General features: G+C 72.8%; 22 protein-coding genes and 1 pseudogene. 19 read left to right on the top strand and 4 right to left on the bottom strand.

The window, feature by feature from the left end:
- Positions 1–109: 109 nt before the first annotated feature.
- Together ACFWJW_RS29915 and ACFWJW_RS29910 are read right to left on the bottom strand one after the other, a co-directional pair.
- Positions 110–643, bottom strand: a complete 534-nt coding sequence (locus tag ACFWJW_RS29915) for a GNAT family N-acetyltransferase (protein WP_387247268.1) — start codon at positions 641–643, stop codon at positions 110–112.
- A 73-nt stretch (positions 644–716) separates the two neighbouring features.
- Positions 717–1,388, bottom strand: coding sequence for a FadR/GntR family transcriptional regulator (locus ACFWJW_RS29910; protein ID WP_387247266.1), 672 nt, complete (start codon positions 1,386–1,388; stop codon positions 717–719).
- On the opposite strand from ACFWJW_RS29910, the pseudogene ACFWJW_RS29905 reads away from it, so the two are divergent.
- The 16 genes and pseudogenes from ACFWJW_RS29905 to hypE all read left to right on the top strand — a co-directional run.
- Positions 1,371–2,401: pseudogene (locus tag ACFWJW_RS29905) on the top strand (alpha-isopropylmalate synthase regulatory domain-containing protein); the annotation flags it as partial. The gene ACFWJW_RS29910 and the pseudogene ACFWJW_RS29905 sit on opposite strands and share 18 nt — an antisense overlap.
- A gap of 629 nt (positions 2,402–3,030) precedes the next feature.
- On the top strand, positions 3,031–3,765 hold the full coding sequence (locus ACFWJW_RS29900) for a DUF4232 domain-containing protein (protein WP_387247264.1): 735 nt from the start codon (positions 3,031–3,033) through the stop codon (positions 3,763–3,765).
- 302 nt (positions 3,766–4,067) lie between these two features.
- Positions 4,068–5,156, top strand: a complete 1,089-nt coding sequence (locus ACFWJW_RS29895) for a hydrogenase expression protein HypE (RefSeq protein WP_235464213.1) — start codon at positions 4,068–4,070, stop codon at positions 5,154–5,156.
- A gap of 92 nt (positions 5,157–5,248) precedes the next feature.
- Positions 5,249–7,030, top strand: coding sequence for a nickel-dependent hydrogenase large subunit (locus tag ACFWJW_RS29890; protein WP_387247262.1), 1,782 nt, complete (start codon positions 5,249–5,251; stop codon positions 7,028–7,030).
- Positions 7,027–7,647, top strand: coding sequence for a hypothetical protein (locus tag ACFWJW_RS29885; protein ID WP_387247260.1), 621 nt, complete (start codon positions 7,027–7,029; stop codon positions 7,645–7,647). The genes ACFWJW_RS29890 and ACFWJW_RS29885 overlap by 4 nt, the downstream gene beginning before the upstream one ends.
- A complete protein-coding gene (locus tag ACFWJW_RS29880; protein WP_387247258.1) occupies positions 7,644–8,312 on the top strand; it encodes a DUF5947 family protein in 669 nt (222 codons plus the stop codon). Before ACFWJW_RS29885 ends, ACFWJW_RS29880 begins: the two co-directional genes overlap by 4 nt.
- Positions 8,309–9,013, top strand: coding sequence for a DUF6084 family protein (locus ACFWJW_RS29875; protein WP_387247256.1), 705 nt, complete (start codon positions 8,309–8,311; stop codon positions 9,011–9,013). The genes ACFWJW_RS29880 and ACFWJW_RS29875 overlap by 4 nt, the downstream gene beginning before the upstream one ends.
- Positions 9,010–10,446 (top strand): hypothetical protein, encoded by a 1,437-nt coding sequence (locus ACFWJW_RS29870; protein WP_387247254.1) that lies wholly within the window; start codon positions 9,010–9,012, stop codon positions 10,444–10,446. The genes ACFWJW_RS29875 and ACFWJW_RS29870 overlap by 4 nt, the downstream gene beginning before the upstream one ends.
- A complete protein-coding gene (locus tag ACFWJW_RS29865; RefSeq protein ID WP_387247252.1) occupies positions 10,443–11,006 on the top strand; it encodes a hydrogenase maturation protease in 564 nt (187 codons plus the stop codon). The genes ACFWJW_RS29870 and ACFWJW_RS29865 overlap by 4 nt, the downstream gene beginning before the upstream one ends.
- Positions 11,000–11,104: a DUF6893 family small protein gene (locus ACFWJW_RS29860; protein WP_387247250.1), complete on the top strand. Its 105-nt coding sequence runs from the start codon at positions 11,000–11,002 to the stop codon at positions 11,102–11,104. Before ACFWJW_RS29865 ends, ACFWJW_RS29860 begins: the two co-directional genes overlap by 7 nt.
- Positions 11,105–11,236: 132 nt before the next feature.
- Positions 11,237–11,617, top strand: a complete 381-nt coding sequence (locus ACFWJW_RS29855; protein WP_387247248.1) for a hydrogenase maturation nickel metallochaperone HypA — start codon at positions 11,237–11,239, stop codon at positions 11,615–11,617.
- A 3-nt stretch (positions 11,618–11,620) separates the two neighbouring features.
- Entirely contained in the window at positions 11,621–12,502 is an 882-nt protein-coding gene (gene hypB / locus ACFWJW_RS29850; RefSeq protein ID WP_387247246.1) for a hydrogenase nickel incorporation protein HypB, read from the top strand.
- The gene (gene hypF / locus ACFWJW_RS29845) at positions 12,499–14,913 is read left to right on the top strand and encodes a carbamoyltransferase HypF (RefSeq protein ID WP_387247244.1); all 2,415 of its coding nucleotides are present in this window, start codon (positions 12,499–12,501) and stop codon (positions 14,911–14,913) included. The genes hypB and hypF overlap by 4 nt, the downstream gene beginning before the upstream one ends.
- 51 nt (positions 14,914–14,964) lie before the next feature.
- Positions 14,965–15,303, top strand: coding sequence for a HypC/HybG/HupF family hydrogenase formation chaperone (locus ACFWJW_RS29840; protein ID WP_387247242.1), 339 nt, complete (start codon positions 14,965–14,967; stop codon positions 15,301–15,303).
- A complete protein-coding gene (gene hypD, locus ACFWJW_RS29835; protein WP_387247240.1) occupies positions 15,300–16,424 on the top strand; it encodes a hydrogenase formation protein HypD in 1,125 nt (374 codons plus the stop codon). The genes ACFWJW_RS29840 and hypD overlap by 4 nt, the downstream gene beginning before the upstream one ends.
- Before the next feature lie 46 nt (positions 16,425–16,470).
- Positions 16,471–17,526 carry a hydrogenase expression/formation protein HypE gene (gene hypE / locus ACFWJW_RS29830; protein WP_387247288.1) on the top strand — a complete coding sequence of 352 codons (1,056 nt, stop codon included), beginning with the start codon at positions 16,471–16,473 and terminating at the stop codon, positions 17,524–17,526.
- A 60-nt stretch (positions 17,527–17,586) separates the two neighbouring features.
- Here the strand turns inward: hypE and efeB are convergent, their stop codons facing one another.
- On the bottom strand, positions 17,587–18,840 hold the full coding sequence (gene efeB / locus ACFWJW_RS29825) for an iron uptake transporter deferrochelatase/peroxidase subunit (protein WP_387247238.1): 1,254 nt from the start codon (positions 18,838–18,840) through the stop codon (positions 17,587–17,589).
- A 290-nt stretch (positions 18,841–19,130) separates the two neighbouring features.
- Here efeB and ACFWJW_RS29820 point away from each other — a divergent pair, with 290 nt between their 5' ends.
- Positions 19,131–19,616 (top strand): hypothetical protein, encoded by a 486-nt coding sequence (locus ACFWJW_RS29820; protein WP_387247236.1) that lies wholly within the window; start codon positions 19,131–19,133, stop codon positions 19,614–19,616.
- Between the two features lie 26 nt (positions 19,617–19,642).
- On the opposite strand, the gene ACFWJW_RS29815 is transcribed toward ACFWJW_RS29820, so the two are convergent.
- Positions 19,643–19,897: a hypothetical protein gene (locus tag ACFWJW_RS29815; RefSeq protein WP_387247234.1), complete on the bottom strand. Its 255-nt coding sequence runs from the start codon at positions 19,895–19,897 to the stop codon at positions 19,643–19,645.
- 303 nt (positions 19,898–20,200) lie between these two features.
- Between ACFWJW_RS29815 and ACFWJW_RS29810 the strand changes: the two genes are divergently transcribed.
- Positions 20,201–21,841, top strand: coding sequence for an APC family permease (locus ACFWJW_RS29810; protein ID WP_387247232.1), 1,641 nt, complete (start codon positions 20,201–20,203; stop codon positions 21,839–21,841).
- Positions 21,842–22,033: 192 nt separating this feature from the next.
- Positions 22,034–22,867 carry a PP2C family protein-serine/threonine phosphatase gene (locus ACFWJW_RS29805; protein WP_387247230.1) on the top strand — a complete coding sequence of 278 codons (834 nt, stop codon included), beginning with the start codon at positions 22,034–22,036 and terminating at the stop codon, positions 22,865–22,867.
- The last annotated feature ends 32 nt before the right edge of the window (positions 22,868–22,899 follow it).

The following is a 22,899-nucleotide window of genomic DNA, read 5'->3' as shown; positions in this document are numbered from 1 at the left end:
GGGCTCTGGTGTGGCCGGAGGGAGAAAGCCGTCGCACTTCGGTGTGCCGGGTTCCGGGGCGAGCCTGATGGCGCGGGCGGTGGAAGCACCAGTGGTGCCGGTGGCCCGCTCAGCCCTCGTACTCCGTGAGGTCGATGCTGTGCACCGTCAGCGCATGGCCGTACTCCGGATGTGTCGCCTCCCGTTCGAAGGCCATGCCGAGCTTGCGTACGACGTTCAGGGAGGACTCGTGGCCGAGCCGGTTGACGGCGATGACGCGGTCCAGGCCGCGGTCCTGGAGGGCGAACTCCAGCACGGCCTGGGCGGCTTCGGAGGCGTAGCCCTGGCCCCAGTACTGCCGGCCCAGGCGCCAGCTGATCGCCACCTCGTGCCGGACCTCCGGGAGGAACGCGGGGACGGACAGACCGGCGCATCCGGCCAGTTCGCCCGAGGCGAGGAGTTCGACGGCGAAGATGCCGAAGCCCTCGTCGTCCCACTCCCCCTCCCATCGCTCGATCTCCTCGGCCGTCTGGTCCAGGCCGAGGGTGGAGCCGTCGCCGATCCAGCGCATGACGAGCGGGTCCGTGTGGATGTCCGCCATGGGGGCGAGGTCGTCGTCGGTCCAGCGGCGGAGGATGAGGCGGGGGGTGCGGATCTCGGTCATGCCGCCCATCCTGTCGAAGACGGGGGCGCGGCGGTAATCGGCGGGTGTCCGTTCGCGGGCCGTCCGGTGCAGGTCAGCGGCCCAGCAGCTGCGCCAGTGTCTCGTCGAGTTCGGTCCGTAGGACGCGGCCGGCCGCCGCTCCGTCGCCGTCCGTCACGGCCTGGACGAGCGCGGCGTGCCGGGCGTCGCCGTGCTGTGGGTCCTCGTCCCGGAGCCCCAGCAGCTCCACGAGGTCGATCAGCCCCTGGCGCAGGGCCGGCGCGAACTCCGTGAACAGGTCGGTCAGTACGGGGTTGTGCGCGACGTCGACCACGGCGGCGTGCAGCGCGATGTCCGCGTCCACGAAGGCCGCGTGGTCTGCTCCGGCGGCCGCGCGCCGGCCCTCCAGGGCGGCCCGCATCGCCGCGATGTCGGCCTCCGTGTGCCGGGCGGCCGCCAGCCGGGCGGCCTGCACCTCGACCATGGCGCGGACCTCGTAGACATCGGCGACGGCCGCCCGGCGCAGGCGGGTGGGCCAGTCCTCGGTGGGCTCGGTGGCGATCACGAAGACGCCGGCGCCCTGGCGTGGCCGCACCAGTCCGGCGCCGGCCAGGGCCCGTACGGCCTCGCGGACCGTGGAGCGGCCGACGCCCAGGGTGGTGGCCGGCGTGGTCTCGCCGGGGAGCTTGGTGCCCACCGGCCAGTGACCGCCGGTGATCTGGTCGCGCAGCCGCTGGGCGGCCTGTTCGAGTACCTGCACCGTCATCTGACGCGGCGGGACGCGGTGATCCTCTCCGTGCATCCGCACAACGACCGCGGTACCGGAGTGGCCTGCGCGGAACTCGCCGCGCTGGCCGGGGCGCAGCGGGTGGAGGGCTTTCTGTTCGGCAACGGGGAGCGCACCGGCAACGTCGACCTGGTCACCCTCGCCCTCAATCTGCACACCCAGGGCGTCGACCCGATGATCGACTTCTCGGAGCTCGGCACCGTCCGCCGCACGGTGGAGGACTGCATCCGGCTGCCCGTCCACCCACGCCACCCCTATGCCGGTGACCTCGTCCACACCGCCTTCTCCGGCACCCACCAGGACGCCATCAGCAAGGGCCTGGCCACCACGCCCGGCGCGCGGCCGACTTGGGCGTACCGGAGGCCGAGGCGCCCTGGACGGTGCCCTGTCTGCCCGTCGACCCGGCCGATCTCGGCTGCACGTACGAGGCGGTCATCCGGGTCAACAGCCAGTCCGGCAAGGGCGGTATCGCGAACCTGCTGCACCTGCACCACGGCCTGGACCTGCCGCCGGAGATGCGGCCCGACTTCTCCCGCACGGTGCAGCGCGCCACCGACGACAGCGGGCGGGAAGCCACCCCGAAGGACCTGTGGGAGCTGTTCCGGAGCACCTATCTCGCGCCGGGGCGGGAGGGCCCGCTGATGCTGGACTCCTGGAGCACGTCCGAGCCCGCGCCGGGCGAGCACCGCGTCCGCTGTGACCTCGGCGGGGTCGGCACCGCCGACGGCCGGGGGCGCCACGAGGGCTCCGGCGGCGGTCCGCTCGCCGCGTTCGCCGACGCGCTGGCCGCCGCCGGCCACCCCGTCGACCTCCTCAGCCAGGCCGGCCACGCCCTCGCCCCGGGCCCGGACGGTGCCGCCGCCGTCGCCTACGTACGGTGCCGCATCGGCGGCGCCACGTACTGGGGCGCGGGCCAGGACAGCTCCGTCCTGATGGCCTCGGTGCGGGCGGTGCTGTCGGCCGTGAACCGGGCGAAGCGGGAGGCCCGTTAGGCGCGGCGGACGGCGGGCGCGCCGCCCGCGCCCCCCCGGCCCCCCCCCCCCGCCAGCCCCGGCCCGCCGGGCCCGCCCATGACCCACAGGAGCCCCGCCCCCCCCCCCCCCCCCCCCCCGCCCCCCCCCCCCCCCCCCCCCCCTCCGGCGCCCGCCGTCCGCCCGCAGCTGCCCGGCATGGCGCCGCTGAGAGCCGCAGCCGCCGCCGGCCCCGCACTCCGCCGGTGCCACGGCGCACACTCCCCGCTCGCCGGTGCGCAGCGCGCCTACGACACCACCGCTCCGCCCGCAACTCGGGGAGTCCGGGCGGGTGAACCGGGGCGGTGCCACCGGGACCGGTGGGTCCGCAGGGGGCCGTGGGCCCGGTGATCTCGGTCGACGGAACGGCCGAACCCGGCGGTGCCGCATCCGCAATCCGGGAATTTTCTGCGAGTCTGAGCGGCACGCCCCACATCCCGGCTGGTCACACCGGTTGCCGGGGTTTTCGGCGTGTCGGTGACCCACACTCGTTAGTGGTGTGTTAGTGCCTCGTTAGCGGACCGGCAGTGCCCAGGGCCACGCTGGAACGAGCAACGGACGGACCGCACCCCACTACGAGAGCTCGCATCTACCAGACGAGGGGGAGACTTATGTCGCTCACCATCAAGACGCTCGGCCGCGGTCGTCGTGTCGCCGCCGGATCGCTGATCGCTGTCGCGGCGCTTGCGCTCACCGCCTGTGAGGGCGGCCCCGACGCCGCATCCCGCCCCTCGTCGGCCGCCGCCCGCGCCACGTCCCACGACAAGGAAAGCGGCGGCTCCTCGTCGTCCCAGGGCAGCGCACCGTCGTCCGGTGCCAAGGTGCAGTCCTCCACGGGCGGTCAGCGGCCGTCGGCGAAGGCGGCCACGCCCGGCGGTAAGCCGACGGGCAAGGCCCCCAGCGCCGCGGAGGCCCACACCTCCACCGAGGCGGCCTCGGACCGCTGCACCGCCGCCAATATGTCGCTGCGCCTGGGCGCCGCCGACGCCGGGGCGGGCAACATCCGCTACCCCCTCGTCTTCACGAACAAGGGCACGAAGACCTGTTCGCTGCGCGGTTTCCCGGGCGTCTCGCTGATCAACCGGGACGGTTCACCGGTCGGCAAGCCCGCCACCCGCGAGGGCGGCGCCGGCGGCGTCGTCCGGCTCCGGCCGGGCCAGAGCGCACACGCCCTGCTGCACACCCTCAACGAGGGCGTCTCGGACACCCCGTGCTGGGGCAGGTCGCAGATCGTCTACGTCTACCCGCCCGGCTCCAAGGAGTCGATGACCACCGGCAGCCGCGGACTGCGGGTGTGCGGCGGGCGGTTCGACGTGACCGCGGTGGAGGCCGGTGCCCTGGGCTGACGGCCCGGTCCGCGGACCCGCGACCAGGGCGGCCGCGGACGCCTCCGCCACGACAGCACGCCCCCGGCGCACGGTGCGCCGGGGGCGTGTCGTGTGGGGGGGCGAACCGGCCCCGAGCACGTGGCGTGACAGCGGCCGGTGGTGACCGAATGTGGTGCGGTGGCCTTCGGTTCGGACGCTCGGGTGGTGTGTCACCGCAACGGCCCCTGGTGACCGCCCCGTGTCCGGGCATCGGTGTTACCAAGGTGGAGGGAAGCCTTGAATGAGCGCTTTCGTTGCATATCTGCCTAGGAGACCTGCCCATGTCCGCAGCTTCGAGCGTGGCCGACAAGGCCGCTGCGAACGGAAAGCCGTCCGCCGAGGACGAGTCCCCGATCCACATTCTCTGGATCAACGCCGGCCTGAGCTGCGACGGCGACTCCGTGTCGCTCACCGCCGCGACGCAGCCGAGCATTGAGGAGATCGCGCTCAGTGTGCTGCCCGGGCTGCCCAAGATCGCCGTCCACTGGCCACTGATCGATTTCGAATGCGGTCCGGTCGGTGGCGCGGACACCTTCATCGAGTGGTTCTTCAAGGGCGAACGCGGCGAGATCGACCCGTTCGTGCTGGTCATCGAGGGGTCCATCCCCAACGAGTCCATCAAGCCGGAAGGCTACTGGTGCGGCTTCGGCGACGACCCGGAGACCGGCCAGCCGATCACCACCAGTGAGTGGATCGACCGGCTCGCCCCCAAGGCGCTCGCCGTAGTGGCGATCGGTACCTGCGCCACGTACGGCGGTATCCATGCGATGGCGGGCAACCCGACCGGAGCCATGGGCGTGCCCGACTACCTGGGCTGGGACTGGACCTCCAAGGCCGGGATCCCGATCGTCTGTGTGCCGGGCTGCCCGATCCAGCCGGACAACTTCTCGGAGACCCTGACCTATCTGCTCTACCAGGCGACGGGCGCGGCTCCGATGATCCCGCTGGACGACCAGCTGCGGCCCACCTGGCTCTTCGGCGAGACCGTGCACGAGGGCTGTGACCGGGCCGGCTACTACGAGCAGGGCCAGTTCGCCACCACCTACGACTCGCCCAAGTGTCTGGTGAAGCTCGGATGCTGGGGTCCCGTGGTCAAATGCAACGTGCCCAAGCGGGGCTGGATGGACGGCATCGGCGGCTGCCCGAACGTCGGCGGTATCTGTATCGCCTGCACCATGCCCGGCTTCCCCGACAAGTTCATGCCGTTCATGGACGAGCCGCCCGGCGGCAAGATCTCCAGCAGCGCCAGCTCCGCGTACGGCAGCGTCGTCCGCCGTCTCCGGAGCATCACGGCCAGGACCGTCGACCACGAGCCCAAGTGGCGCCACCGCGGCGACCAACTGACCACCGGCTACCGGAAACCGTGGTGAGCACACCCCGCCCGTAGCCGTCCGGCAGCACCTCGGACCCTCCGTCCGACCCCACCTCCGCGCGCACGCAAAAGAAGGGCACGGCACTCACGATGGCACCGAGAACGAAGGCGGCTGACGGCAGCGGTCTGACGGAGATGTCCTGGGATCCGATCACCCGGATCGTGGGCAGCCTCGGCATCCACACCAAGATCGACTTCAAGCAGAAGCGGGTGGCGGAGTGCTACAGCACCTCGTCCGTCTTCCGTGGCTACAGCGTCTTCATGCGCGGCAAGGACCCGCGTGACGCGCACTTCATCACCAGCCGGATCTGCGGCATCTGCGGTGACAACCACGCCACCTGCTCGGTGTACACGCAGAACATGGCCTACGGGGTGAAGCCTCCGCACCTGGGGGAGTGGATCATCAACCTCGGCGAGTCCGCCGAGTACATGTTCGACCACAACATCTTCCAGGAGAACCTGGTCGGGGTCGACTACTGCGAGAAGATGGTCCGCGAGACCAACCCCGGCGTCTGGGAGCTCGCCCAGCGCACCGAGGCCCCCCACGCGGGCGACCACGGCTACCGCACCATCGCCGACATCATGAGCTCCCTCAACCCCATCGAGGGCGAGTTCTACCGCGAGGCCCTCCAGGTCAGCCGCTACACCCGGGAGATGTTCTGCCTGATGGAGGGCCGCCATGTGCACCCCTCCACGCTCTACCCGGGCGGTGTCGGCACCGTCGCCAGCGTCCAGCTGTTCACCGACTACCTCAGCCGGCTGATGCGCTATGTCGAGTTCATGAAGCGGGTGGTGCCGCTCCATGACGACCTGTTCGACTTCTTCTACGAGGCGCTGCCCGGGTACGAGGAGGTCGGCCGGCGACGCGTCCTGCTCGGCTGCTGGGGCGCGCTCAACGACCCGGACCACTGCGACTTCACCTATCGCAACATGACGGACTGGGGACGGAAGATGTTCGTCACCCCGGGCGTCATCGTCGACGGCAAGCTGGTCACCAACGACCTCACCGAGATCAACCTGGGCATCCGGATCCTGCTGGGCAGCTCCTACTACCAGGACTGGGAAGGCCAGGAGCAGTTCGTCACCCACGACCCGCTCGGCAACCCCGTCGACCCGCGCCACCCGTGGAACCAGCACACCATCCCCGCCCCGCAGAAGCGGGACTTCAACGACAAGTACAGCTGGGTGATGTCCCCCCGCTGGTTCGACGGCAAGGAGCATCTGGCCCTGGACACCGGCGGCGGCCCGATCGCCCGGCTGTGGTCCACGGCCCTGTCGGGGCTCGTCGACACCCCGTACGTCAAGTCCACCGGCCACAGCGTCACCATCGACCTGCCCCGCTCCATGACGCGGCCCGAGGCCCGCTTCGAGTGGAAGATCCCCAAGTGGAGCAACGCGCTGGAGCGCAACCGGGCCCGCACCTACTTCCAGGCGTACACCGCCGCCATGGCGCTGCACTTCGCGGAGAAGGGCCTGGAGGAGGTCCGCGCCGGGCGCACCCAGACGTGGGAGAAGTTCGAGGTCCCCGACGAGTCGATCGGCTGCGGCTTCACCGAGGCGGTGCGCGGCGTCCTCTCGCACCACATGGTCATCCGGGACGGCAAGATCGCCAACTATCACCCGTACCCGCCGACCCCGTGGAACGCCAGCACCCGGGACACCTACGGCACCCCCGGCCCCTACGAGGACGCCGTCCAGAACACCCCGATCTTCGAGGAGAACTCCCCGGAGAACTTCAAGGGCATCGACATCATGCGCACGGTGCGCAGCTTCGACCCGTGTCTGCCGTGCGGCGTCCACATGTACGTCGGCAACGGCAAGTCGGTGGAGAAGATGCATGTGCCCACCGGACTGAGCGGGCTGTCCGGATGAGCGCCCGGGCCACCACGGCACAGGCCGCCGCACCGCAGGCCACTGCATCAGGAGCCGCCGCGCCGTCCGCGGCCCCCGCCGTGCCGAACGCCGAGACCACCGGCCGGCGCGTCGAAGAGGTGCTGGACCGCCTCGCGCGGCGCGACGACCGCGAGGCGAGCGACGCCGCCGAGGAACTCGTCCGCGTCCTGATGGACTTCTACGGCGCGGGACTCGCCCGGATCATGCACCTCGTGGGCAGCACCACGGGCGACGACGGCCCCCGGCCGGCGCTGCTGCGCGACGAGCTGGTGACCAGCCTGCTGGTGCTGCACGATCTGCACCCCGAGGACACCGCGACCCGCATCGGCCGCGCCCTGGACAGCGTCCGCCGCCAACACCCCGCCGAGGTCGCGGAGTTCGACGCGGACACCGGAACGCTGCGGCTGCGCACCGCCGACTCCGGCGGCTGCGGCTGCCCGAGCACCGGCCAACAGGCCCAGCAGGCCGTCGAGGCCGCCGTCTCCTGCTTCGCGCCCGAGGTGACCGCGATGCGGTGGGAGGCGGCGGGCGAACGGGCCGAGCCGGCGCTGTTGCAGATCTCCCGTCGTCCGCCGACCGCCGCCACCGCCTCGTGAGCGGCCGGCAATCGGCGCTCCCGCGCCTCGGACCGCCGCCCGCCCACCGTGGCCTGCGCCGCTTCCGGGCCCCGGTGCCGGCCGCCCCCGAGCGCTGCGAACTGTGCGCCGTGGTGCTCGCCGAGCACAACCACCGCCACCTGGTCGACACCGCACGCCGCGCGCTGGCCTGTGCCTGCACCCCGTGCGCGCTGCTCTTCGACCGGCCCGGCGCCGGCGCGGGACAGTTCCGTACGGTCCCCGACCGCTACTTCACCGACCCCGGCCACACCCTCGACGACGCGGCCTGGGACCGGCTCCAGATCCCCGTCGGTGTCGCCTTCTTCCTGCGCACGGCCGACCCGGACCGGCTGGCCGCCCTCTACCCCAGCCCGGCCGGCGCCACCGAGAGCGAGCTCGACCCGTCGACCTGGCAGACCGTGCTCTCCGCCAGCCGGCTGGCCGCCCTCCTCCGGCCCGATGTGGAGGCGCTGCTGCTGCGCCGCGCCGAAGGCCGGATCGACTGCTACCTGGTACCCGTCGACATCTGCTACGAACTCGTCGGCCGGATGCGCCTGTTGTGGCAGGGCTTCGACGGCGGCGCCGAGGCACGCGCCGCGCTCGCCGACTTCTTCACCAAGGTCGCCCGCCGGGCCCGCGAGCCGAGGGAGGACGACTGGCCGTGACCGAGCTGTCCTTCGTCTGCACCGGCGTCCGTGCCGACCGCTACGCGGCCGCCCCCACCCTCCTCTTCCGGCTCCGTATCACCGCCGCCGAAGCGGCCCGGGTGCACGCCCTCGCGCTGCGCTGCCAGCTCCGTATCGAACCGGCCCGCCGCGGCTACCGGTCCGACGAGGCCGAGGCGCTGTCCGACCTCTTCGGCGAGCGGTCCCGCTGGGGCACCACCCTGCACCCGCTTCAGTTCGCCCAGGTCTCGCTGGTCGTCCCCGGCTTCACCGGCGAGACCGAGGTGGATCTGCCGGTCCCCTGCACCTACGACCTGGACGTCGCGGTCGGCCGCTACTTCCATGCGCTGCGCGAGGGCGAGGTCCCGCTGCTGCTGTTGTTCTCCGGCACGGTGTTCGCCGGCGCGGGCGGCTTCCAGGTGCACCCGGTGCCCTGGAACAAGGAAGCGTCCGTACGGATGCCGGTGGCCGTCTGGCAGGAGATGACCGAGGCACACTTCCCCGGCTGCGGCTGGCTGCGGCTGCCCCGTGAAACCCTCGACGCGCTGCTCGCCTACCGCTCCCGGCACGCCCTGCCCTCCTGGCAGGCGACCGTCGAGTCGCTGCTGGCCGCCGCCGACGGCACCCCACCGCCCGCACCGCGCGCCCGGCCCTTCCCGGGCGCCGCCGTCCGCCCCGTCAGCGAGAGGACCGCGCCGTGACGACCAGCGTGCTGCCCGAGGAGGCGGCGGACCGCTTCGCCGCCGCCCGCCAGGTGGCCGACGCCGTGCTGTTCGAGGGCTATGTGCTCTACCCGTACCGCGCGTCCGCCGCCAAGAACCAGCTCCGCTGGCAGTTCGGGGTGCTCGTCCCGCCGCACTGGGGCGCCGGCAGCGCGGAGCACTCCTTCCAGCGCACCGAATGCCTCATGGAGCCCCGCTCCGGCGCCCGGCTCTCGGCCGAGCTGCGGTTTCTGCGCGCCCAGCGGCGCACGGTCCAACGCCGGTCCCCGGACGGCGGGTTCGAGACCGTGCCGGAACTCGAACTGCCCGACCGGGTGCTGTTCCCCTGGGACGAGGGCGTCGAGGAGCGCGTCACGCTCGCGACCGATGTCTCCAAGCTGACCGGCGAGGGCGTCACCGTCCCGTTCACCCGGCCCGCGCGGAACGAGACCGAGCCGGTCCACGACGCCGACGGACAGCTCGTCGGCCGGCTGGTGCGGCACACTGCCCGGATCGACGGCCGGGTCCGGCTGACCGCGAGTGAACTCGACGGCCCGTACGCGGCGTTCCGGCTGACCGCGACCGTCGAGAACACCAGCGGCTGGCAACCGGACCACGCCGAAGCCGACCGTGCCGCGGCACTGCCCCGCTCGCTGGTCGGCGCCCATCTCCTCCTCGGCCTGAGCGCGGGCGCGTTCGTCTCCATGACCGACCCGCCGGAGTGGGCCAAGACGGCCGTCGCGGCCTGCCGCAACGAGCACGCCTGGCCGGTACTGGCCGGCGAGTCCGGCCGCGCCGATGTGGTGCTCTCCGCGCCGATCATCCTGGAGGACCACCCGGCCATCGCCCCGGAAAGCCCCGGCGCGCTCTACGACGCCCTGGAGATCGACGAGATCCTGACCCTGCGCACCGCGGCCCTCACCGACGAGGAGAAGCGCGAGGCCCGCGGCACCGACCCCCGGGCCGCCGAGGTCATCGAGCTCGCCGACACCATGCCGCCCGAGGTGCTGGAGCGGCTGCACGGCGCCGTACGGGCCCTGCGCGAGGTCACCGGACCCGGCCCGGCCGCCCCGGACACGCTCGCCCCGGACACGCTCGCCCCGGACGTGCCGGGCGTCCGCCCGGACACCCCCTGGTGGGACCCGGAGAGCGACCGCAGCGTCGATCCCGTCCGCGACCGGATCACCCTCGACGGTCGGTCGGTCGGCGCCGGCAGCCGGGTGCTGCTGCGCCCCGGCCTGCGGCGCACCGACGCCCAGGACCTCTTCCTCCAGGGCCGTACCGCGCAGGTCGAGGCGGTCCTGCACGACGTCGACGGCGGGGTGCACCTCGCGGTGACCGTGGAGGGCGACCCGGGCGCCGACATCCGGCGCGAGCAGGGCCGGTTCCTGTACTTCCAACCCGATGAAGTCGCTCCCCTGGAGGACGCGTGAGTCCCGAGGCATCCGTCGCCAGGCGGCCCGCGAAGACGCTGATCGCCGGCGTCGGCAACATCTTCCTCGGCGACGACGGCTTCGGCGTCGAGGCCGTCCGCCGGCTCGGTGAGCAGGAACTCCCCGACGGGGTCGAGGTCGTCGACGTCGGCGTACGGGGCGTGCACCTCGCCTACCAGATGCTGGACGGCTACCACACCGTGCTCCTCGTGGACGCTTCCGCGCGCGGCGGTGACCCCGGCACCGTCTACCTCCTCGACGCCACCGCGCCCGCCGCCCGCCCGCCGGACACCGCGCTGGACGGCCACCACATGACCCCCGACGCCGTGCTCGCGCTCCTGGACACCCTCAGCGCGGGCACCGACGGCCGGCGCCCGGAGCGCGTCCTGGTCGTCGGCTGCGAACCCGCCGATGTCGCCGAAGGCATCGGGCTCAGCGAACCCGTCGACGCCGCGGTCGACGAGGCCGTACAGCTCATCCTGCGGCTGGTCGGCGCGGAGGAACCGACCCCGTCCGCCGCCGCACCGCACACCAGTGAGAGGAACACGACACCATGCTGAAGTTCGCCCTGAGCGGGGTGCTCGCCGCCGCGCTCGCCCTCGTCGTGAAGTCCATGCTGCCCGACCTCAAACGCTATCTGCGCATCCGGTCCATGTGACGGGCGGGGCGGCGCTGCACCGAACGGTGTACGCCACCGCGCCGCCCCGGCGAGGCACCCCGGCCGCCCTCCGGCCGCGCCGTCTAATGAAGCCGAGCGGCACCCGGTCGTCCCCGCACCAGAGAGGGACCGATGCACGAGATGTCCATCGCGCTTGCGGTCGTGGACCAGGTCGAAAGCGCGGCCCGGCTCGCCGGGGCCACCGCCGTCCACCGTGTCCGGCTGCGGGTCGGCGAACTGGCCGGGGTGGTCCCCGACGCGCTGGCCTTCTCCTTCGAACTCGCCTGTGCCGGAACGGTGCTGGAGGGGGCGGAGCTGGTGACGGAACCCGTCGCGGCCCGCGCCCGCTGCGGCCCCTGTGCGGACACCTGGCCGGTGGGCATGCCGCCGCGGCTCAGCTGTCCGGGCTGCGGCGGCGCCACGGCCGAGCTGCTGTCCGGCCGGGAACTCCAGATCGTCAGTGTGTGCTGGAACGACGCCCCGGTACACGCACCGACCCACGAGGAGCGCTGAACCATGTGCCGTGTCGTCGACCTGCAACAGGCGGTCCTCGCCAAGAACGACGCCTGTGCCCACACCCTGCGCGAGGACCTCGCCGCCCGTGGCACCGCGCTGGTCAATCTGCTCTCCAGCCCCGGCAGCGGCAAGACCGCGCTCCTGGAACGTGAACTCACCCTGGCCCGCAGCCGGGGCATTCCCGTCGCGGCGCTCACCGCCGACCTCGCCACCGAGAACGACGCCGTCCGGCTGGCCCGCTCCGGAGTGCCCGTCAAACAGGTGCTCACCGACGGGCTGTGCCACCTGGAGGCCGAGATGCTCGGCGGGCACCTGCACGGCTGGCTCCCCGCGGACACCCGGCTGCTGTTCATCGAGAACGTCGGCAACCTGGTCTGTCCCGCCTCCTACGACCTCGGGGAGACGCTGCGCGTCGTGCTGGCGTCGGTGACCGAGGGCGAGGACAAACCGCTGAAGTACCCCACCGCCTTCGGCCTCGCGCATCTGGTGGTGGTCACCAAGACCGATATCGCCGAGGCGGTGTCGTTCGACGAGAAGGAGTTCCGCGCCAACGTCGAACAGATCAACCCGGGTGTGGAGGTCGTCCTCACCTCGGCGCGCGGCGGAGAGGGCGACGGGCTGCTGCTGGACCGGGCGCTGGCGGCGCGGGACGGCGTGCCGGTGCACATCCCGGTCATGACCCGTAAGTCCCACCACGTGCACGCCGCCGAGGACGGCCAGCCGTGCGACGAGGGGCACACCCACCCGGCAGACCACGCGCACCCGGCAGAGCACTCGCACGGGGAGCACGCCCATGCCGGGGAGCACAGCCACCCGCACCGGGCACCGGGCGGCCCTGCGCACACCGCCGACCCCGACACCGTGGCGTCGAGCCGCTCATGACCATCCGGCAGGCCGAGGGGAGCACCGCGACGGCCCCTCCCACCGCCGCCGTACGCCGCCGGATCACCGTGCGCGGCGTCGTCCAGGGCGTCGGCTTCCGCCCGTTCGTGCACACCCTCGCCACCGAACTGGGGCTGACGGGCCATGTGACCAACACCGGTGAGGGCGTGGTGGCCGAGGTCGAAGGCGCTCCCGCGGCGCTGGCCCGCTTCGGTGAACGCCTCAGCGGCGAGGCCCCGCCGCTGGCCGTCGTGGAGACCGTCGACGGCCAGGACATCGCCGTGGCCGGCGACACCGGCTTCCGGATCCTCCCCTCCCGCGCCCACGGCCCCTCCCGTACCCTGGTCGCCCCGGACGCCGCCACCTGCGCGGCCTGCCTCGCCGAGCTGACCGACCCGGCCGACCGCCGCCACCGGCACCCCTTCCTCAGCTGCACCCACTGCGGGCCGCGCTTCACCATCGTCACCGCGATCCCCTACGACCGGGCGCTGACGACCATGGACCGCTTCCCGATGTGCCCCCGCTGCGCGCGGGAGTACGCGGACCCGGGCGACCGGCGGTTCCACGCCCAGCCGATCGCCTGCCATGACTGCGGCCCCCGGCTGCGGCTGCTGACCGCGGACCCCGCCGACCGCACCCGCCCACCGCACCCGGCACCCGGCGCCGATCCGGTCGCCGACACCCGGCGGCTGCTCGCCGAGGGCGCGATCGTGGCCGTCAAGGGTCTCGGCGGCTACCACCTCGTCTGCGACGCCTCCGACGACACCGCCGTCGCCCTGCTGCGCCACCGCAAGGGCCGCGGCGACAAGCCCTTCGCCCTGATGGCCCGTCACGTGGACGAGGTGACCCACCTGGTGCGCGTCGGGGCGGAGGAGCGCGCGCTGCTCACCGGGCCGGTGCGTCCGATCGTCCTGCTGCGCCGCACCCCGCACCCGGCCCCGGCCCCCGGCGCACCCACGCTGTCCGACGCCGTCGCCCCCGGCAGCCCCGACCTGGGCGTCATGCTGCCGTACACCCCGCTGCACCACCTGCTCCTCGGACTGCCGGGCGACCCTCCGGGGCCCCGGCTGCTCGTCATGACCAGCGGCAATGTCGCGGGCGAACCGATCGTCACCGACGACGACGAGGCCGTACGGCGCCTCGCGCAGCTGGCGGACGCCTGGCTCACCCACGACCGGCCGATCCGGATTCCCTGCGACGACTCCGTGGTCCGGATCAGCGACGGGGAGCCGCTGTTCGTCCGCCGCTCCCGCGGCTATGCCCCGTTCCCGGTCCCGCTCCCGGTGCCGGTCCGGCCCGCGCTCGCGACCGGCGGCGACCTCAAGAACGTGTTCTGCCTCGCCGAAGGGCACCGCGCCTGGCTGTCCGCCCACATCGGCGACATGGACGATGTGGCGACCCAGTTCGCCTTCGAGCGGGCCGAGGCGCATCTGGAAACGGTCACCGGGGTACGTCCCCAACTCCTCGCCGCCGACCGGCACCCCGGCTACCGCTCCGGCCGGTGGGCGCAGGGCCACACCGACGGCCGGCCGCTGGTCCGCGTCCAGCACCACCACGCCCATGTCGCCGCGGCCATGGCCGAACACGGGCTCCGCGACGGCCACCCCGTCATCGGGGTCGCCTTCGACGGCACCGGCTACGGCGACGACCACACCATCTGGGGCGGCGAGATCCTGCTCGCCGACTACGACGGCTACCGCCGCTTCGGACAGCTCGCCTACGTGCCGCTGCCCGGCGGCGACACCACCGTACGGCGCCCCTACCGGATGGCCCTCGCCCACCTGCGCGCCGCCGGTGTCGACTGGGCCGCGGACCTGCCCCCGGTGGCGGCCTGCCCGCCGGACGAGCGGCGGCTGCTGGCCCGGCAGCTCGAACGGCACCTCAACTGCGTGCCCACCTCCAGCATGGGCCGGCTCTTCGACGCCGTCTCCTCCCTGGCCGGGGTCTGCCACCACGCCGGGTACGAGGCCCAGGCCGCCGTCGCCCTCGAAGCCGCCGCCCTGACCGCGGGCGAGGACCCCGGCCCCGGCTACACGTTCGCGCTGCGTGCCGGGCAGACCGGCCCGGCGGCCGCCGACCTCGTCGCCGACCCGGCGCCGGTGCTCACCGCCGTCGTCGAGGACCTCCGCGCGGGCACCGCCGTCCCGCTGATCGCGGCCCGCTTCCACACCGCGGTCGCCGGCCTCGTACGGAGCTGCTGCGCCTCGGCCCGGGAGCGGGCCGGCCTGACGACCGTGGCCCTGACCGGCGGGGTCTTCGCCAACACCCTGCTGGCCGAGACCACCGCCCGCCTCCTGCGGGAGGACGGCTTCACCGTCCTGCGCCACCGCCGCGTCCCGCCCAACGACGGGGGACTGGCGCTCGGTCAGATCGTCGTGGCGGCGCGCACGGCAGGAGCCGCCGTGCGCTGAGCGGCACCGCGGCGCGGCGGACGCAACGTACCCACGACGAGGAGAGGCCCCATGTGCCTGGCGGTACCCGGCAAGGTATTGGACATCGAGGAACGGGACGGCACCCGCATGGCGACCGTCGACTTCGGCGGTGTGGTCAAGGAGGTGTGCCTGGAGTACGTCCCCGACCTGAAGGTCGGTGAGTACGCCATCGTCCATGTCGGCTTCGCGCTCCAGCGGCTGGACGAGGAATCCGCCCGGCACACCCTCGCCCTGTTCGAGGAACTGGGCCTGCTCCAGGAGGAGTTCGGCGACCCCTGGGAGGCGGCCGCCGCCCCCGAGGGATGGGACGGGGCGGGCGGTACGCCCCCGGTCGTCCACCACGACGGAGCGCGGGAGGCGAGCCGGTGAAGTACCTCGAAGAATTCCAGAACCCCGAGCTGGCCCGGCGGCTGCTCGACGAGATCCGGGCCACGGTGACCCGGCCCTGGGCCCTGATGGAGGTCTGCGGCGGGCAGACACACACCATCATCCGGCACGGTATCGATCAACTCCTGCCCGATCAGGTGGAGTTGATCCACGGGCCGGGCTGTCCGGTCTGTGTGACACCGCTGGAGGTCATCGACAAGGCCCTGGAGATCGCCGCCCGCCCCGATGTGATCTTCTGTTCCTTCGGTGACATGCTCCGCGTCCCCGGCAGCGACCGCGATCTCTTCCAGGTACGCGGCCGGGGCGGCGACGTCCGGGTGGTCTACAGCCCGCTCGACGCCCTGAAGATCGCCCAGCAGAACCCGCACCGCGAGGTGGTGTTCTTCGGCATCGGCTTCGAAACCACCGCACCGCCCAATGCCATGACGGTCCATCAGGCCCGCAAGCTCGGCATCCGCAACTTCAGCATGCTGGTCTCCCACGTCCGGGTGCCGCCCGCCATCGAGGCGATCATGACGTCGCCCAGCTGCCGGGTCCAGGCGTTCCTCGCCGCGGGCCATGTGTGCAGTGTGATGGGCATGGGGGAGTACCCCGAACTGGCCGACCGCTTCCAGGTGCCCATCGTGGTCACCGGCTTCGAACCGCTGGACATCCTGGAGGGAATCCGCCGCACCGTCCGCCAACTGGAGCGCGGCGAACACACCGTGGACAACGCCTACCCCCGGGCCGTCCGCAGCGAGGGCAACCCGGCCGCGCAGGCCATGCTCGCCGATGTCTTCGAGGTCACCGACCGCTCCTGGCGCGGCATCGGCACCATCCCCGCCAGCGGCTGGCGGCTGTCGGAGCGCTACCGCGACCACGACGCCGAGTACCGCTTCTCCGTCGACGGCATCACCACCCGCGAACCCGCCGCCTGCCGCAGCGGGGAAGTCCTCCAGGGGCTCATCAAACCGCACGAGTGCGAAGCCTTCGGCACCACCTGCACCCCACGCTCCCCGCTCGGCGCCACCATGGTCTCCAGCGAGGGCGCCTGTGCCGCCTACTACCTCTACCGCCGACTCGGCATCACGCCCACCCCGCAGGAGGCGAGCCCCGTTGCCTGACACCAAGCACCCCACCCCCGGCGGTCCGACCCCGGCCGACCGCGGTCTGCCCACCGTCGACATCTCCGGCTGGACCTGCCCCACCCCGCTCCGTGACCAGCCCCGGGTCGTCATGGGGCACGGCGGCGGCGGTGCGCTGTCCGCCGAACTCGTCCAGCAGATCTTCGCCCCCGCCTTCGGCGGCGAGATCCTCGCCCAGCTCGGCGACTCCGCCGCGGTGTCCCTCGGGGGCGTCCGCCTGGCGTTCTCCACCGACTCCTATGTCGTGCGGCCGCTCTTCTTCCCGGGCGGCTGCATCGGCGACCTCGCCGTCAACGGCACCGTCAACGACCTTGCCATGAGCGGTGCCAGAGCGGCCTATCTCTCCTGCGGCTTCATCCTGGAGGAGGGGGTCGAGATGCCGGTGGTCGCCGGGGTCGCCGACGCCATGGGCGCGGCGGCGCGGGCCGCCGGGGTCGAGGTGGCGACCGGTGACACCAAGGTCGTCGAGGCGGGCCACGGTGACGGCGTCTACCTCAACACCGCCGGCATCGGCCTGATCCCGGCGGACGTCGATCTGCGCCCGCAGCGCGTCGTCCCCGGCGATGTGGTGATCGTCAGCGGTGACATCGGCCTGCACGGCGTGGCCATCATGAGCGTCCGTGAGGGCCTGGAGTTCGGCGTCGAGATCGAGAGCGACTGCGCGGCCCTCGGCGGCCTCGTCGAGTCCATGCTCGCGGTCACCCCCGATCTGCATGTGCTGCGCGACCCGACCCGCGGCGGGCTGGCCGCCGCCCTGTGCGAGATCGCCACCGCCTCCTGCACCGGCATCGTCGTCCAGGAGCGCGCGATCCCCGTGCCGTCGGCCGTCGCCAACGCCTGCGCCATCCTCGGCCTGGATCCGATGTACGTCGCCAACGAGGGAAAGCTGGTGGCGTTCGTCCCCCGCGAGCACGCCGACGCGGTACTGGACGCGATGCGGGCGCACCCGCTGGGCGCCGGCGCCACGATCATCGGGGAGACCGTCGAGACGCACCCCGGCATGGTCGTGGCCCGCACTCCGCTGGGCGGCACCCGGGTCGTCGATCTGCCGCTGGGCGAGCAGCTGCCGCGGATCTGCTGAGGCACGCACGAGGGCGGCGCCGGAACGGGCGCCGCCCTCGCGCTGTGTGGCCGGACCCGCTCAGGTCTTCTGAAGCAGCCGGGACCCGAACCAGTCGTCGGCGTCCCGTACGCCGGGCAGGACGAAGAAGTAGCCGCCGCCGACGGGCGTGATGAACTCGGACAGCGGCTCGTGCCGGAGGCGCCGCTGCACGGTCGCGAACTGCCGCTCCGGGTCCTGCTGGTAGCCGCAGAACACCAGCCCGAGGTCCATCCGCCCCTGGCCGTCGTAACCGGCGTCGTAGTTGTAACTCCGGCGCAGGAAACGGGACTTCTCGGTCTTCTCGGTGCGGGGGTTGGCCAGCCGGATGTGGGAGTTGAGCGGGATCTTGCTGCCGTGCGGGTCCTCGCCGTACCGCGGTGCATCCGACTCGTGCGTGCCGTCCAGCGGCGCACCGCTCGCCTTGCGCCGGCCGAAGATCTTCTCCTGGCGCGCCACCGGCACCTTGTCCCACTTCTCGATCTGGAAGCGGATCAGACGCAGCACCTGATAGCTGCCGCCCAGCGCCCAGTCCGGCTCCCCGCAGGGCGGGGTCACCCACAGCAGCCGGTCCATCTCGCGCGCCGAGCCGGTGTCCGGATTGACGATCCCATCCTTGAAGCCGACGAAGGTACGCGGTGCCCCCGAGGGCCGCGACGGGTTGAGAAAGGCGTCCGCACGCCAACGGGGCCGCAGCAGCCCCTCCGTCTCCCGCGCCAGATCGCGCAGCACATGGACGACCGCGTCCGGGTGCTGGGCACAGACCTGCAACGACAGATCACCATGGCAGCGGGACGGCTCCAGCCGGTCGTCGGGGAACGCCGGCATCGCCTTGAGGTGCCGGGGCTTGTGCCCGGACAGGCCGAAACGGTCGTCGAACAGGGAGGCGCCCACGCCGAGGGTGACGGTGAGGGAGTCGGGGGTGGGCTCCTCCGAGGCGACCTGCTCGTCCGACGGCTTCACCCCGGCCGCCAGCACCCGCGACCGTCTGGTGAGCCGCTGGAACAGGGAGATCAGGCCGTCGCGGTCCTGGGCCAGCACATCGAAGCCGACGAAACCGGCGAAGAGCTGCTGCGGGGTCACGATGCCGGCCTGATGGTCGCCGTGGAAGGGCACCTTGTCAGGCAGCGGCCCGCCGTCGCGCAGCCCGCCCACGGGCCGGTCCGCCGCGGCGGCCGCCGGCCCGCCGAGCCCCGCGGCGGCCACCCCCGCGATCCCCGCCGCACACTTCAGAAATCCCCGGCGTCCGTCGTGCCGCGGAGCGGCACACCCGTCCTCGGCCTGATCACGTCTCATCGTCCCGCCCTCCTGACTGCGTCATCCGGCAGCCGCGTGCCTGCACATACCTGTGCGCGATGCTCGCCGCCCACGACGTGAGGACCGGGAGCAACACGGCCCCGGCCCCGGATATCACGCCTGGGCCCCCCGGCGGGTCGTCCGAATGGCGCAGCCGACGGGCCCAGCGCGCGACAGCGCCCCCGCGCGCTTCTAGCGTCGGCTCTGTGACCTGCCCGAACGCTCCCCGTGCACCGTCGGGCGGCAGGTCACGCAGCACGCCCCACCGTCGAGCACATGGACCCCCACACATGACCACATCCACCGACGCGAGCACCGTCCTCAGCGAGGCCACCCGCCTCGGCGAGGGCACCACCCTGGACGAGGGCGCAGCCGATGGCGTCGCCGTCTCCCTGGGCGAGCGCCCCTCCGTCAACGGGGCGCCACCCGTAGCCGCCGAGGAGGACACCGTCGCCGACGCGGGCGGGGCCCCGGAAGGGAGGGGGGCCGTCGCACCTTCCGGCGGCGGGGGTCCGGTCGCCGGAGAGAGCACGGCCGCCGACCGCACCACGCCCCTCGACGAGAGCGTGCCCGAAGGTCCGCCCGCCTCCTGGCTGCGTATCGAGAAGGGCCATGCCGAGCCGGAGGAGATCGCGGCGATCAGCGTCGTGCTGTGCGCCCAGCTCGCCGCACTGCACGCCCTCGCGGAGGACGGCCCGGCCGCGGAGCCGCCCCCGGGACGACGGCCTCCGCCGCACCGCTCGGCCTGCTGGTCGGGCTGCTGGATCTGTGGCTGAACCCCTGCGGCAGCCCTGACGGATGGTCAGCCGAAGGCGACCAGGAGTACCGACACCACGGTGACCACGAGTGCGCCGAGGACGAAGCCGGAGATGACCTTGCGCTGCCAGGGCGCGGGCCGGCCCCCGTGAAGCGCGCTGCCCATCCGGCCGTACTGCTCGGCCCGTCCCATGGGTGTCAGTGGCTCGGTCCGCCCCTGCGGCATGCCCCGCGTCCAGTCGGGCCCCGGCTGCGGGTACCGGCGCCGCCAGCTCTCGTCCTCACGCCACGGCAGTGTCATCCGATCGCTCCTCGCCTCGCTACGGCAGTCACGGCGGAGCCGGCATCCCCCTGTGCCGATGCGGCTTCCCCCGCCGGTCTCCTACCCGTCTGCCGCGAATGATGCGTACCCGATCCCTTGCGCCGTGGATCACCGGGCGTCACGCACGCGATGCCCGTATGGGCCGATGCCGCTCCGCACGCTCCGTGCCCCGACGCTGCGCTGTGTGCAGGAAGTGTCCGCTGGTGGAACGCGAAATTCCCCTTCAGTGATCGTCGAGTAGGGTCCGGCGGGCCGGAACAGTGAATCAAGGAGGCCGTTCTCGTGACGGAGCGTCAGGTATCGGGTGAGGGCGACGGGGCCGCGGTCCCGGAAGTGCAGGCGCAGGAGCGCCGATTGCGCCGTGACCTGGGCTTCTGGGGACTGACCGGCATCGGCTTCTCCAATATCGTCGGCTCCGGCTGGCTGTTCGCCGCCCTGTACGCGGCCCAGACGGCCGGCCCCGCGGCGCTGCTCTCCTGGATCGGCGCCGGTCTGCTGTGCGGGCTGGTCGCCCTGGTCATGATCGAGCTGGGCGCGACCCGGCCGGAGGGCGGCGGCACGGTCCGCTGGCCGCTGTTCGCCAGCGGCCGGCTCGTCGGCACCCTCATCGGCTGGTCGACGCTGCTGTCGGTGGGCGGTACCGCGGCCGAGATCACGGCGATCATGCAGTACGCCGCGCACTACCTGCCGGGCATCTACAACGGTCAGACCCTCACCCTCGCCGGGCTGGCCCTGGCCGCCGCACTCAGCATCCTGCTGACCGCGCTGAACTGGTTCGCGGTGCGGATGTTCGCCCAACTCAACAACCTGATCTCGGTGTTCAAGATCGTGGTACCGGTCGTCACCGTGATCGCGCTGATCGCCTCCGGCTGGCACTCCGGCCGCCTGACGGACCACGGCGGCTTCGCCCCGTACGGCTATGTCGCCTGCCTGACCGCGCTGGCCGGCGGCGGCATCGTCTACTCCGTCAACGGATTCCAGGCACCGCTGGACTTCTCGGGCGAGACCCGCAACCCCCGCCGGACCCTTCCCGCCGCGGTGCTCACCGGCATCGGCCTCGCCGTGCTCATGTACCTGGCCCTTCAGGTGGCGTTCCTCTTCACCGTCCCCGAGCACCTGCTCGGCAACGGCTGGAAGGGGGTCTCCTTCGAGTCGCCCTTCGGCCAGCTCGCGCTGATCCTCAATCTGCACTGGGTGGCCAGCCTCCTGTACGCGGACGCGGTGATCTCGCCCGGCGGTTCGGCGTACGTCGGGGTGGCGCTCAACGCGCGGCACACCTACGCGCTCGCCAAGAACGGCACCGTTCCCCGGTACTTCATGAAGGTCAACGAGCGGTTCGGCATCCCGCGCCGGGCGCTGGCGGTCAACCTCGTCATCATCATGGTCTTCCTCCTGCCGTTCGGCGGCTGGCAGGACATCGTCAGCGTCATGGGCGACATGTATCTGCTGATCTACGCCGCCTCCGCGGTCGCGGTCGCGGTGTTCCGCGCCGAACCGGGCGGCCGCACCGCCGGCTGGGTCCCGGGGCTGCGCTGGATCGCCCCGCTCAGCTTCGTGGTGGCCAGCGAGTTCGTCTACTGGTCGGGCTGGCACGACCTGCGCCTGGCCCTGCCCCTCGTGCTCGGCGGCCTGCTGATCTTCCTGGCCATGCGCCGCCACGGCGCCCCCGACAAGGCCGCCCTGGAAAGCGACGGCGCCGGCCCGAGCCGCCCGCTCGGCGCGGAACTCCGCACCGGCGCCTGGCTGGTGGCCTACCTGGTCGGCCTGACGGTGCTCTCCTGGCTGGGCACCTTCGAGGGCTCCGGCCGGCTGCCGGCCCCGTACGACTCGGTCACCGTGGCGGCCCTCGCGTTCGCCGTCTTCTTCTGGGCCGTGCGGTCCGGCGTCCGGCATCTGGAGGTGGCCCGCCCCGCGGCCGCCTGAGCCGCGGGTTGAGCGCGAGGCGCGGGCCCGGGGCCGGGCCGGAGTCATCAAGCGGAAGTCACCCCGCAGAAATATGATGAATCGGGAGAGGCGGGCTCCCCGAGAGCCCCATGAGGCTGGTCCGGCGGCCACCGCGGAGACGCATGAGCGCGCCCGCGGGGGCCTTCGCACCGACGCACCTGGGAGCGGCCCATGCTTCGGCGTCGTCCCCCGCGGTCGGCGAGCGCGGACGATCTGCTGACCACGCTCGGGCGACTGACCGCCCAGGCGCGGGAAGGCGCCGAGAAACAGCGGGCCCGGGTCGAGCTCGCCGAGGCGCTCCAGCGGGAGATGCTGCCGGCCGTACTGCCGGGGACACCGGGGCTGCGCGCCGCCGCCACCTACGCACCCGCCCGGCACGGCCTGGACATCGGGGGCGACTGGTACGACGGCTTCCCGCTGCCCGACGGCTCGCTCGCCTTCTGCGTCGGTGATGTCCAGGGCCATGACGTCGAGGCGGCCGCCTTCATGGGGCAGATCCGCTTCGGGCTGCGCGCCGTCGCCGGCCACGCCGCCGACCCGGGGGAGGTGCTGAGCCGGGCCAACGATCTGCTGCTCTCCGTCGACTGCGGGCTCTTCGCGACCTGCACCTTCGTCCGCTTCGACCCGGTCGCCTGGGAGCTGACCAGCGCCCGCGCCGGCCATGTGCCCGGCATCTGGGCCACCACCAACGGCCGGTCCGGCCTCGCCGACGACCCGGGGGGCCTGCCGCTCGGCATCGCGCCGGGGGAGAGCTATCCGGTCACCCGCCACCGGTTCGCCACGGCGGGGGCGTTCGTCCTGCTCACCGACGGCGTCGTCGAAGGGCCGTCGTTCCCGATAGAGGCGGGGCTGAGCCAGGTGACCCGGCTGGTCAGCGCCAACGCGGACGGCGATCCGGCCACCGTGGCGGACGTGGCGATGAGCGTGGCCGAGTTCACCGGGCACACCGACGACTCCGCGGTGCTCGTGCTGCGCTTCGACGCGGCCGCGCCCAGAGCCGGGTGAAGCGCGGCCCGGGCGTGCGTGTCGCGGACGAC

Origin of the sequence: Streptomyces sp. NPDC127097 (assembly GCF_042724075.1) — a bacterium.
Classification (GTDB): Bacteria; Actinomycetota; Actinomycetes; order Streptomycetales; family Streptomycetaceae; genus Streptomyces.
Note: the sequence above shows the minus strand (reverse complement) of the source record. Positions and strands in the feature narration are given on the sequence as shown.